Origin of the sequence: Chryseobacterium phosphatilyticum (genome assembly GCF_002899825.2) — a bacterium.
GTDB classification, from domain to species: Bacteria; Bacteroidota; Bacteroidia; order Flavobacteriales; family Weeksellaceae; genus Chryseobacterium; species Chryseobacterium phosphatilyticum.
Genome location: NZ_PPED02000004.1, coordinates 334,371 through 347,231 on the forward strand (window position 1 = coordinate 334,371; position 12,861 = coordinate 347,231).

The 12,861-nt window shown below is 39.6% G+C and carries 7 protein-coding genes; all 7 read right to left on the reverse strand.

Annotation, left to right across the window (positions count from 1 at the left end; translation table 11 throughout):
• Positions 1 to 102 precede the first annotated feature (102 nt).
• Positions 103 to 2,520: an endo-beta-N-acetylglucosaminidase H gene (locus C1631_RS17225; RefSeq protein WP_103246993.1), complete on the reverse strand. Its 2,418-nt coding sequence runs from the start codon at positions 2,518 to 2,520 to the stop codon at positions 103 to 105.
• 59 nt (positions 2,521 to 2,579) lie between these two features.
• Positions 2,580 to 4,730 carry an endo-beta-N-acetylglucosaminidase H gene (locus C1631_RS17230; RefSeq protein WP_109713541.1) on the reverse strand — a complete coding sequence of 717 codons (2,151 nt, stop codon included), beginning with the start codon at positions 4,728 to 4,730 and terminating at the stop codon, positions 2,580 to 2,582.
• A gap of 182 nt (positions 4,731 to 4,912) precedes the next feature.
• Positions 4,913 to 6,340, reverse strand: coding sequence for a glycoside hydrolase family 125 protein (locus tag C1631_RS17235; protein ID WP_103246995.1), 1,428 nt, complete (start codon positions 6,338 to 6,340; stop codon positions 4,913 to 4,915).
• Positions 6,341 to 6,372: 32 nt separating this feature from the next.
• A complete protein-coding gene (locus tag C1631_RS17240) occupies positions 6,373 to 8,616 on the reverse strand; it encodes a GH92 family glycosyl hydrolase (protein WP_228441308.1) in 2,244 nt (747 codons plus the stop codon).
• A 108-nt stretch (positions 8,617 to 8,724) separates the two neighbouring features.
• Positions 8,725 to 9,696: a glycoside hydrolase family 130 protein gene (locus tag C1631_RS17245; RefSeq protein WP_103246996.1), complete on the reverse strand. Its 972-nt coding sequence runs from the start codon at positions 9,694 to 9,696 to the stop codon at positions 8,725 to 8,727.
• Between the two features lie 93 nt (positions 9,697 to 9,789).
• Entirely contained in the window at positions 9,790 to 11,082 is a 1,293-nt protein-coding gene (locus tag C1631_RS17250) for an MFS transporter (protein ID WP_103246997.1), read from the reverse strand.
• Between the two features lie 144 nt (positions 11,083 to 11,226).
• Entirely contained in the window at positions 11,227 to 12,852 is a 1,626-nt protein-coding gene (locus C1631_RS17255) for a SusD/RagB family nutrient-binding outer membrane lipoprotein (protein ID WP_103246998.1), read from the reverse strand.
• Positions 12,853 to 12,861: the final 9 nt, after the last annotated feature.

A 12,861-nucleotide genomic window follows, 5' to 3' on the forward strand; every position in this document is an offset into this window, starting at 1 on the left:
CTCACTATTCTCAGACTGAAAACAGACAGACAAGAAAAAACCTGCCTGTCGGTCTCAGATCTCAAAATTAATTCTACTTATATATTCTGGCAAACCACAGGTTTACTCCACAATAATCTTCCCTGATGACAGTATATGACTGTCTGCTGAAATAATTTTATAAATATAGGTACCACGAGGTAAATCCTGGGTATTCACAATGTTATTATTTTTATTAATTTGCTGTTTTTTCAACAATTTTCCGGAAATATCATACAAAGATATTTCACTTGCTGAATTATTTTCAATTTTAAAGTGAATATCACTTCCCTTTTTAACAGGGTTAGGATAAACACGGCTTTCTTTCCCGCTGGCAAGTCCTTTCAAATCTTCTACAGATAAAGAAGAATTACAGGCTACATCTGTGCTCCAGTTGGAGTCTGACATATTCGTCAATGTTGCAAAATGAGTGTTGGCCGTTGCATCAAGAGCACCGTTTCCACTTCCTTCATCCATTTTCCAGTTGGCTTCCAATGCTGTGGAGGTAGGTGCAACGTTACATTTATTATCTATAATCTCCTGTGCTGTTAATGCTCTTTTCCAAACTCTGAATTCATCCAGGTTTCCGTTCAGTGTACGGGAATTATCATAGTTTCTTCCCAGATACAAAATACCGTTTGCAGTAAAGTTTCCGGTTGTGGCCACACTGGCATCAAGATTACCATTGATATACATTTTCATTGAAGTCCCGTCATAAGTAGCTGCCACATGATACCATGTATTGGTATTAAATGTTGAGTTACTGTTCAGTTTCACCTGTGAAGATCCGAAACTCAATATAAACTGCAGCTTATTATTGGCAAGATTTCCATCTCCAAATCTAAGTATTGCAGAATTATTATCCCCTACTTCAATTCCCATTACGGAAGTGATATAAGGAAATCCTGTTTTGAATGCATTAACCTTCACCCAACCTTCAAATGTCATTGCATTTCCACTTAAATTAAATTGCCCGGCATTAAGGTAATTGGTGCTTCCATTAAAGGAAAGCGATCTTGAGCCAGGACTGGTTACCGGTGCAAAACCGCTGTTGAATGTGCTTTCTCCGGAATACGTACTTACCGCTCCTCCATTGCATACCGATTGTACCCTCCATTGATAGGTAGTATTTGGCGAAAGATTCTGAAGGGTATAGGTATTGGTTGAAACAGCAGGAACATCAGTCCAGGTTGTCGCAGCTGTTGTCTTATACTGTAAATTATAGGAAGAAGCTCCTGTAGCATCCCATGATAATTGAGTGGTTGTTCCCAGATTGCTCGCGGATACCAGACCTGCAGGTGTTGCACATCCGTTCCCGGAATTGAACCTCGGCGCAAAAAGATAAGTACTTGTTAATGTCGAAGAACAATTTGACTGAATTCTCCAGTCATAGTCTGTGTTCAAATTAAGGTTACTGATCACAATATTACTTCCGGAATAATTGGTTCCTGCATTCACCCATGTTGTAGAATTGGCAGGTTTATAATCGATATTGTACGTTTGAGAACCGTTAGAAGCCCAGTTTAATCTGGCAGAAGTTCCCATTACATTTGTTACCTCGAGTCCTAGTGGCGGATCACAAGCTACTCCCTGAGTCCATGAGTATAGCTGACCTGTAAGTTGTGTATTTTCATTATAAAGAATATTGGATCCTGTACTCAGATAACTGGCAACATTGGTTCCTCCAAGATCATACCACATAAATACTCCATACCCGTCATTTTTGGTGTTGGTAGCCAATGTGGTAAGTGTAGCCGTAGAAGTAGACTGAGGGTTTGTGTTCTGGATCCAGGTTGCTGCTGCAGAAAGTTTAGATTTAGTAAGTGGTGGTACATTAGGAGCACTGTAAGTTCCGTAATATGGATTCCAGCTGTAGTCTATATAATTTCCTGCCGCATCTCCGTTATAGCTTTGTCTGCTTGTTGCAGGTCCCAGATAATAGAAGGTGATGAGTTTATCAGGCATAGCGGCCTTCAATTCCTGTAAAAGCATGACAAAAGAACTGCTGTTTGGCTGTCCTGTTCCGTTATTTCCATATCCTGCATATTCATCATCAAGATCTACTCCATCCAAACCATAGGTATACACCGTATTGGCAATTTGTAAAGCAAAATCTTTAGCGGCTTCCCTGTTAGGAAAATTGGAAATACCGGCTCCCTGATGATTCCCCAAAATATCCAGTAACACTTTGATTCCTTTCTGTTGTAAAGGCTTTACGTAGGTATTTACATCGTTTAATACTTTGGTGACATTGTTGTTGCTTGAGAGGTAAGCTCTGCTTTTGGAAACATCATAATTGATATTCGCTGCAAAGATAATGGCAACGTCAAAAAGCTGCTTGTTGCTGTTTTGCAAAGTATAAGACCCGGCATTAAGCATGTTATTGTTATTAACCTCCACATAACATATACCTACAGGATTATTAAGCTGCTGTGCCTTAAGCACGGAAGCTGTCTGAATCCCCAGCAATGCCAGGGTGGCAAGAATAAATGTTTTTTTCATAGTATACTATTTTTAGTTTTGATAAAATCATTGGGCCGAAGCCCAATGATGGAGTTTTTTTATTTAATGATTAATTTTTCAGTCTGTTTCAAACTTCCGTTTTGCGATTCAAACTGAAGGATATAATTTCCTGCGGGAAGTTTTTGCAGATTATACTCATGATCTCCGCCCTTTAATACTTGTGTATCCATAAGGCCACCACTATAGTTATATACTTTCAGCTGTCCTCTGTTGTACTCTTCAGGACTAGAAATACTAAGCTGAGAAGATCTGCTTAAAGGATTCGGGTACAGTTTTAATTGTTTTTTCAATCCTGTCTGCTCAGGGTTAATTACCTTTTGAGTTGTTGTATTTTTTGACGTTCTTGCTGTTGAAGTTGTACATGGTACGTCTGTTCCCCAGATAGAAGCATCAGCTCCTGATAATGTCAGTGTCACTCCGTTTCCGGAATTGTCCTGTGCGGATGAACCACTTCCTTCATTAAATTTCCAATAGGCAGCAAGAGAAGTAGCAGGTAAAATTACATTACACATATTCTGACTGATTTCCGTCTGGCTTAATGCACGTTTCCAAACACGAACCTCATCTATTTTTCCATTGAAATTTCTTGACGTTTCATATAAATATCCAACATTGAACGCTCCGTTTGAACTCACACTTCCCGTTTGAGCTTTGCTGGCGTCAAGAGTTCCGTTGATATACAGTTTCATGGTTGTTCCATCATAAGTTGCCGCAACATGATACCATGTATTGGCGTTTAATGCTGTATTGGAAGCTAGTTTTTGTTGCACGTTATTGATGCTGAGTACAAACTGAAGTTTGTTGTTGGCAAGGTTGGCATCTCCTAAACGTATAAATGCAGAGTTGGCATCTCCGGCCTCCGTTCCCATGATGGCTGAAATATATGGAAATCCTGATTTGAAAGAAGCTGGTTTTATCCATCCTTCAAAAGATAGTGCAGAACCGCTTAGATTGATATTTCCAGCCGAACCTGATTTGCTGGTGCCATTAAGGCTGATAGCATATGAACCTGTGGGATTGGTTGTTCCACCTCCGCTATTAAATCTTGGAGCAAACATATAGGTACTTTTTACACTACAGTTCGTTCTTATTCTCCAGTCATATTCTGTATTTGCTGTTAATCCTGAAACCGTCACAGAAGTTCCTGTCACAGCTGTAGCTACACTCGTCCAGGTTGTAGATGAAGCTGCTTTATAATCGATATCATATGTATTTGTTCCAACGGCAGTCCAGTTTAATTTTGCACTTGTCCCGGTAAGATTGCTTGTGGATAAGCCGATAGGAGCGTCACAGTTGGTTCCTGCCGTCCATGATTGTAAAGTACCACTCAATACAGTTTGCTCTCCATATAAAGTTTGAGTTCCTGCAGAAAGTTGAGAAGCCTGGTTAGTTCCTTTCAGATCATACCAAAGATATAAACCATATCCTCCGGTTTTGGTTTGGCTGGCAAGACTTGTTGTCGTTGAATTAGAAGTATTTCCCAACCAAACCGCTGCGGGAGAAATCTGAGCTTTGGTAAGCGGAGGAACGTTGGGTGCGGAAAATGTACCATACATGGCATTCCAGCTGTAGTTGACATTGTCTCCTACTCTGCTTCCGTTCCAGGAAAGTCTTGAAGCAGCGGGGCCATAATAATAAAAAGTAATAAGTTTGTTAGGCAAGAGCGCTCTTAATTCCTGGACGAGCATTACAAAAGAGCTGTCATTTGGCTGCCCGGTTCCGTTATTTCCATATTCCGAGTATTCATCATCGAAATCAATTCCATCCAATCCGTAGGTATTAACGGTATTGGCTAATTGTAATGCAAAATCTTTGGCAGCCTCACGGGTTGGGAAGTTACAAATTCCCGCTCCCTGGTGGTTTCCCAAGATTGTTAATACGACTTTCATTCCCTTTTGCTGGAGGGGTTTGATGTAGGTATCTGCATTGGTCAGTACTTTGGTGACATTGTTATTGCTATACAAATACGCTCTGCCACGGCTTGTGTCATAATTAATGTTTGCCGCAAAAATGTTGACGACATTAAACAGGTAGTTGTTTGAGGTTTGTAACTTGTACGCCCCTGCGTTCAGAAGATTGTTGTTATTTACTTCCACATAGCAGATTCCCATAGGATTAAGCTGCTGTGCATAGAGCACAGATTCCACGTGGATGATCAATAGGATCAATGCAATAAAGGCTTTTTTCATAATGTTTTTTTTAAGTTATTTGATTTGTTATATCTAGTCGTTTCTCCTTATGAAAAAGGGGAAAAACGGATTAGGTATGCAATGAGAGTCCTACAAGGCCTCTCTGAACAAAAAGCCTTGTAACACAATTCAACTAAAAAACGGGAATAAAGGGATGCTGTTACCTACTGCAAATATCCAACCTAAGCCAGTAAATCCGGGTTCTCGTTAAAGGTTTTCCATAAGAGTTCACCAAATAATGTATTTGACCAGGCAAACCATTCTCTGGTGAATTTCTTGTCATTGTCTTTGTGGAAGGATTCATGCATAAATCCTGTTCCTCCATGAGTTTTCTGTAAGGTGTTTATACACCATCTGATCTCACTTTTATCTTTTGAAGTGAGTGCTTTCATAATAATACTCATCGGCCAGATCATGTCTAGTCCGATGTGTGGCCCTCCGATTCCTTCCGCCAGTTTACCTTTGAAAAAGAACGGGTTATTTTCTGACCATACAAATTTTCGGGTATTCGCATAGATAGGGTCGTCAGATTTCACGGCGCCCAGATAAGGCAATCCCAGCAAACTTGGGCAATTTGCATCATCCATCAGGTTATAACTTCCAAAGCCATTGACTTCAAAAGCATATATTTTTCCGTATTCGGGGTGGTTGTAAACTCCGTATTTCTTAACGGCTGCATCTACCTCATCCGCAAGGCTGTTCAGTTGTTGAGCTAAAGCTTTTTCATTTTTAATCTGAGAAACCATTTCCGCTGCCTGACGTAAGCTTACTACTGCAAATAAATTAGACGGAATTAAAAATCCATAAATCGTAGCATCATCACTTGGACGGAACATAGAACTGATTAACCCAACAGGTTTCGTCGGATATCCGTAACCTCCCATAGGAACACCGTCTGTAGCCCATGATGTGGTACGTTCAAATTTGTAAGGACCTAAATCTTTTTTTCTTTGCTGTTCTGTAAATGTTTGCAAGGTCAGCTTGATCCCCTGCAGCCAGTTGGCATCAAAAGGTTTTGTATCTCCTGTTTCTTTCCAGAAATGGTATGCTAAACGGATAGGATAGCACAATGAATCGATTTCCCATTTTCGTTCATGGATCCCCGGCTTCATATCGGTGTGATCATATTCTTTCCATTTGCTGATCTTCTGATCATCATTGTAAAACGCATTAGCATAAGGATCCTTAAGAATGAAAGTGGTCTGTTTATGAATAACTCCGCAAATCAGTTTGTGAAGGTTTTCATCTTTCTTTGAGAACTGAAGGTAAGGAAATACCTGTGCAGAACTGTCACGAAGCCACATAGCATCAATATCTCCTGTAATCACATAGGTATCAGGATTTCCATTGGCTTCACTATAAAAAACAGTAGTATCTAAAGTATTCGGAAAGCAGTTTTCAAACAGCCATGATAATTCTTTATTTTTAACTTTCTTTTTGAAAGCGGCAATCGCACTTTCTACAGATTCACTGGTAAAATGTCTTTTATCTTTCGGAACACGGACAACAGGAAAATCGTCTATGATCAGATTCTTTGCAAAAACATTTTGGGTAAACAGCAATCCGGCCCCTGCCAATGCACTTGTTTTAATAAAATTTCTCCTTTCCATTGATACTAGTATTTCGTTTTATTTTTATTCTTTTATTTTACAGGCTTACTTCCCATTACAAATCTCAGTTCACCGCCATTCATAATATCGCTGTGGTTCAGTTCCCAGCTTTTGTATTCTTTTCCGTTCAGGAACATTTTCTGAACATAGATATTCTTATCAGAAATTTTATCAGCAATCACGGTAAATATTTTTCCGTTTTCCAGCTTCAGGGATGCTTTAGGGAACTGAGGAGCCCCAATGGCATACACAGGTTTACCAGGTGTTACAGGATAGAATCCTAATGAAGAGAAAATATACCATGCTGACATTTGCCCGCAATCTTCGTTGTTTACAATCCCATCAGGTTTTGCGGCGTACATATTATCACGGATGTACTTCACCATTTTCTGGGTTTTGTAAGGACTTCCTGCATAGTTGTACAGATACGGAACATGATGTCCCGGCTCATCTCCAAATCCAAGCGATCCAATGAATCCCGAGATATCAACATGCTGCTCGCCTTCCATATTCAGTTTTTCTGTGAAGGTTTTATCCAGTTTTTCTTCAAATCCTTTTTTACCGCCATAGAGATTCATCATTTCATCAATCTGATGCGGAACAAAAAAGTCATAGGCCCAGATATTCCCGGAAACCCAGTGTGGCTGTAATTTTTTCCAGTCATTCAATGTAAAATCAGGGATGAATTTCCCGTCTTTTTGTCTTGGCCAGAAATGATTATTTTCTTTATTGAACGTATTCAGGAAGTTCATAGAACGTTTTCTGTATACATCCGCTTCATCTTTTTTACCCAGTTTTTCAGCCAGTTGCAGGATACACCAGTCGTCATATGCATATTCTAATGTTGCAGAAACAGAAGCTCCGTTTTCAGAAGGGGTATACCCTAATTTGATATAATCATTAAGACCTCCGCCTCCATCGCTGCTGCTCATTTTGTCAGTTAAAGAAGCATCCTTCATCGCAGCAAATGCTTTTTCAGCATCAATGCCTGGTACCCCTTTTGAAATGGCATCCCAGATTACCGATACACTATGATATCCCAGCATACAGAAGTTATCGTAGCCACAAAGCTCCCAGATAGGCATATGGTCTTTACGATCTGTATATCTGCTGATTAAGGAGTTGGCAAATTCCTTGGTATGCTTCTGATCCATGATGGTCAACAGCGGGTGTGTTGCTCTGAACCCATCCCAGTAAGAGTAGGTACTGTAATTGGTAAACCATTTGGTGTTCATATTTTCCTGAGCAGCCACGTAGTCTCCGTTGGCATCCATATATAAATTAGGAGCAATGAACGTATGGTAAACTCCCGTGTAGAAAATCTTTCTCTGACTGTCTGTACCTCCTGTCACCTGAAATCTTCCGATAAGGTCTCTCCAGGTACTCTGTGCAGTCTCTTTAGCCTGAGCGAAATTGATGTTCTTAGCTTCGGTATCAAAGTTTTCCTGAGCATTTTCCGTACTTACCGGAGATAATGACACTTTTACTTCGATGCTTTCATTGTCCTCAGTAGCAAATCTTACAAAAGCTTTGGCATCTTTGGCAAGAGCAATCTTTTCATTGTTTTTTATTTTTCCTTCAGCATAAACTCCGTAAGATTTGAACGGTTTAGAAAATTCCATTACAAAATAGGCAAATCGTTTTCCGCCCCATCCGTTGCTGTAGCAATATCCTTTAATCTTATTATTCCCTTCTACACTTACCAGGGTATGGTAAATATTTCCAAAGATCTTATTGGTGGGGTCAATGATAATATTGGCTTCCTCAGTTTTTGGAAATGTATATTTATGAAAACCTACTCTTGGAGAGGCAGTAAGTTCTGCTTTAATTCCATAGCTATCAAGCATAACGGAATAATATCCCGGAGAAGCTGTTTCTTTATCATGACTGAATGTTGAACGGTATCCCGTTTCAGGATTTGCTTCTGTACCTGGAGTCATTTTCACCGGACCTACCGTAGGCATTACCAGAATATCTCCGAGATCTGCCCAGCCGGTACCACTAAGATGGTTATGACTGAACCCCATAATCGTCTTGCTGCTGTAATGATACCCGGAACACCAGTCCCAGTCACCACTTTTGGTATTCTGATCCGGACTCAGCTGAATCATTCCAAAAGGCGTGGTAGCCCCCGGAAATGTGTGTCCATGCCCGCCAGTTCCAATAAACGGATCTACCCACGATAACACATCATTTTTATTCTGTTGAGCGTTGGCAATAGAAATCAGCGTGGTAAAAAAACAGATTAGCAATTCTTTCTTCATGATAATAGGCATCAGGATTTTCTTAATTTAAAAGTTGGTTTAAAAATAGGAAAACCATTACAAAAATCCCAATAATAAAGGGAATTAAGCTGATGTTCATATTTAAAAACTTCATATTCTTTAGATTGAATTCTTTTTCATGAAATCAATAATTTCTGAAATATATCCGAAAGCAATGGCAACTACGGTATCGGCAGCCCCATAATATACCGTTACTTTATCTCCTTCCGTTAATGCTGCACAAGGAAAAACTACATTCGGAACATCTCCCGTAAGTTCATACAATTCTGCCGGAGCCAATAAATACGGTTTTGTTCTGTACAATACTTTCGTAGGGTCCTCAAGATCAAGCAATGCTGCTCCCATTGAATATCTGAACCCTCTGCATGTATTGATTACACCATGGTAAAACAACAGCCATCCTTCTTCTGTTCTAATAGGAACCGGCCCGCCACCAATTTTTGTACACTGCCATGCACTGTCTTCAAATGGGGTCACTTTCATGACACAACGATGTTCCCCCCAGTACTTCATATCAGGGCTATAGCTGATATAGATATCTCCGAAAGGCGTATGCCCATTGTCACTCGGGCGGCTTAACATCGCATATTTACCGTTAATTTTTTCAGGGAAAAGCACTCCGTTTCTGTTGAAAGGCAAAAAAGCATTTTCGCACTGGAAAAATTCTTTAAAGTCAAAAGTATATCCAATTCCAATTGTAGGACCGTTGTATCCGTTACACCATGTAATCCAGTAACGGTCTTCGATAAAGGTCACACGTGGGTCATATTTATAATCAGATTCGATCATTTCTGTATTTCCGGCCTTCATTTCAATAGGATCATGATTGATGTCCCAATTGATTCCATCTTTACTAAATCCTGCAAAAATATTCATTTGTACCGCTTTGTTGTCACAGCGGAACACTCCTGCAAATCCATCCTCAAAAGGAATCACCGCACTGTTGAATATACTGTTGGAAGTGGGTATCGCATATCTGTTAATGATCGGGTTTTCGGAGAACCTCCACATGATATCATTGCTACCTTCCGGGCGATCCTGCCATGGGATCATTACTGATTGAGCTGTCATAAAGTATTTTTTACTTTTTTATTTTAATTTAATATTGAGTAAGAGTTATTTTAAACCTAACAGGTTTTAGAAACCTGTTAGGTTGAGTGTCTTTTAACTATGAACTTCTTTATTTTCTGTATAAGGGAATGGCACAAACAGAGTGACAAGGAATGCAGGAATCGTTGCGATCAACACCCAGATAAAGAAAATTTTATATCCTACCCAGTCACTGATCATTCCGCTGAACATTCCCGGAATCATCACTCCGAGATTCATAATACCGGTTGCAAATGCATAGTGAGCTGTTTTATGTTTTCCGGGTGCTATCTGCTGCATCATATACAGCATCAGACCTACGAAACCAAATCCGTAACCGAAATATTCTACTACAACTGCCACTGCTACAGGCATAAGATCTGTCGGTTGATAATGAGCCAATAAAGCATACACCACAAATGGAATATTGAAAGCACAACATAACCATATCAAAGATTTCTTCAGTCCACGGGCAGAAATAAAATATCCGGCTAAAACAGATCCCAGAATAAACGCTGCTGAACCATACGTTCCATAAATCAGTCCGATATCTGATGTAGATAATCCTAATCCACCTGAAGACCTTGGTGCTTTAAAAAACAACGGGGCAATTTTAATGGCAAAGCCTTCTGCAAAACGGTATAATATGATGAACAAGATGCACCACAAAATTTTTGGTTTTGTAAAAAATGAAGTGATAACCTCCATGAGATCCTGTCGGATATTTCCGGCTGTTTTCTTCACTTTTTGCTTTTCCGTATTTTCTTTAGGCAATACCCATGAGTGATACATCGCCAAAGCAAAAAATACCATCGCATAAATTCCCATAATAATCATCCAGGCATGGGTAACTCCTTTTGTTTTTTCAAGTACTCCGGCAAAATAAACCAGTGCTCCACTGCTGATAATCTTCGCGAGGTTATAAAAAGCTCCCTGCCAGCCGATATATTTTGCTTGCTCCTTATTGGTAAGAAAACTGATATAGGTACCATCGGCAACAATATCATGAGTCGCTCCACAAAAAGCAATGATGGCAAAAAGAGCAATACTATACTTAAAAAATCCTGGTAGAGGGAGGCTCAAGGCAACCAGAGCGAATAAAATCCCTATAGCAAACTGAGTAGAAACAACGAAAAATTTCTTGGTTTTATAAATCTCCAGGAAAGGGCTCCAGAGCGGCTTCAATGTCCATGAGAACATAATAAGTGCTGTCCAGAACGTAATCTGAGCATCTGAAATTCCCATATCCTTGTACATAATTCCGGAAACGGCATTGATGGTTACAAAGGGCATTCCCATTGCAAAATACAACGTCGATATCCAAAGGATAGGGTTTACCAGACGGTTTCCTGAGTTGTTTTTTCCCATATTAAAAAAATAAATGCTAAAAAAGAGAACATCTCAAAAATGAATTACGACATAAAACGAAACTATAAATTTTGGAGCCTTTCCCTCTCCCGTCGCCATTCATCAGATATTTGAGATGCCTCTGTATTAAGTGTTTTTGCCTGTTTATAATTTTTTATCCCACCAAAGTTTGGTTCCCCCATTATCCGGTCCATTTAACATTTGAGACGCTTGCTGATAATTGTATAATGAAGTTTTGGTATCATTGGTAAAAGGAATTCTTCGGATCATTGCATCAGTACTGATCAGTCCACCGCTATCATTTTGTCTTATTTTAAACAGGATAGGATAGCCGGTTCTTCTTTGTTCAGCCCATGCCTCAGGTCCGTTCGGATACAATGATAACCATTTTTGAGTAATGATTCTTTCGAGTTTTCTTTCTGTTGAGTCAGCATCATTCCATGCAATGGTAATGGTACTTAATTGGGCATCTCCGGCATTAATATTATTGGCAGCATTCTTAGGATCAATATAAGGTGCTTCAGTAGCAGTTGTATTGGCAAGATAAGTTGCTACATCTGCCGTTTTACCCCATTCTCCGAAAGACTGTTTTACTCCGTTTTCATAATTGGTTTTAGCATCTCCTGCACCTGCATATCCTCTTAACGCTGCTTCTGCTTTCAGGAACCAGCCTTCTGCCGCTGTAAACAATTTCATTTTTCCGTTAGTTCCGGAAAAATAATCCCCAGTAGCCGATTTTGCCTGTGGCTGAGAGAAACCTCCGTAGGTTGTTTTTCCATTTAATAAATCTATTCCCTGACGAATACCAATATAACTCCCCAGAACCTGACTATCTGTTGCAGGAATTGCATAAGCAGGCAGTCTCGGATCATTATATCCATTCATATAAGCCATCAAAGGTGCTCCAATTAAACAATCTCCCCATGAATAGATGATAAAACTTAATTCTGATTGCCCCACGCTGATCAATGCATTATCAGCATTATCAGTAATCAGCCCTGCAGATGATGCGAGAGCTTCTTCTGCATACTGTTTTGATTTTGCAGGATCCGCATAGCTCATTCTCATGGCTAATCTCAGTTTAAGTGAATTGGCAAATTTCGCCCATTGTCCGATATTACCCCCAAACACCAAATCCGCTTTCGTTAATGCAGATTTATCACCTTCATTTCCTGTAACAGGCATATTCTGTACCTTTTGCAGGTTGACAATAGCTGCATCAAGATCCTTGATGAAAAAATTGTAAGCATCCTGTTGAGAGTCAAAATCAGTTGTTCCATTAGGGTTTGGAGTTTCATATTTGCTGTACACTACCGGACCATGACTATCCGATACTCTTGATGCAGTAAATATTTTTATAATCTTTTTAACAGCGAATGTAGCGGTAAAGTCTGTATCGGGATAGATCGTTTTTGCGGCATCATCAATGATGATGGAATAATTAAAAATATCCTGTTGTCTCGCAATAATCCTGTTGTTCCATCCGTCCATCATAAAATATGACATATTGTTCTTGCCACCATTAAACGGAGTAGCTGTACTGAACATTCCACTGAACATATCCGCACTTAAATTAGGATACAACTGGTAATCAGACTGCAATCCTCTTTGCATAGATTTCATAGGATTTACTACCGCTGCATAATCTGAATAAAAGTTTTCAGGATTACCTAATTTTTCTTTGTTAATATCTTCAAGATCTCCGCATCCTGAAGCAGAAAGCAATGCTACTGCCCCGAATACTAATATTTTAATATGATTGAATTTCATTTTCTTTAA

Coding starts and splice junctions, on each gene's coding strand:
- C1631_RS17250 (WP_103246997.1), bottom strand. CDS start 11,082: ATGGGAAAAAACAACTCAGGAAACCGTCTGGTAAACCCTATCCTTTGG.
- C1631_RS17240 (WP_228441308.1), bottom strand. CDS start 8,616: ATGCCTATTATCATGAAGAAAGAATTGCTAATCTGTTTTTTTACCACG.
- C1631_RS17235 (WP_103246995.1), bottom strand. CDS start 6,340: ATGGAAAGGAGAAATTTTATTAAAACAAGTGCATTGGCAGGGGCCGGA.
- C1631_RS17245 (WP_103246996.1), bottom strand. CDS start 9,696: ATGACAGCTCAATCAGTAATGATCCCATGGCAGGATCGCCCGGAAGGT.
- C1631_RS17225 (WP_103246993.1), bottom strand. CDS start 2,520: ATGAAAAAAACATTTATTCTTGCCACCCTGGCATTGCTGGGGATTCAG.
- C1631_RS17230 (WP_109713541.1), bottom strand. CDS start 4,730: ATGAAAAAAGCCTTTATTGCATTGATCCTATTGATCATCCACGTGGAA.
- C1631_RS17255 (WP_103246998.1), bottom strand. CDS start 12,852: ATGAAATTCAATCATATTAAAATATTAGTATTCGGGGCAGTAGCATTG.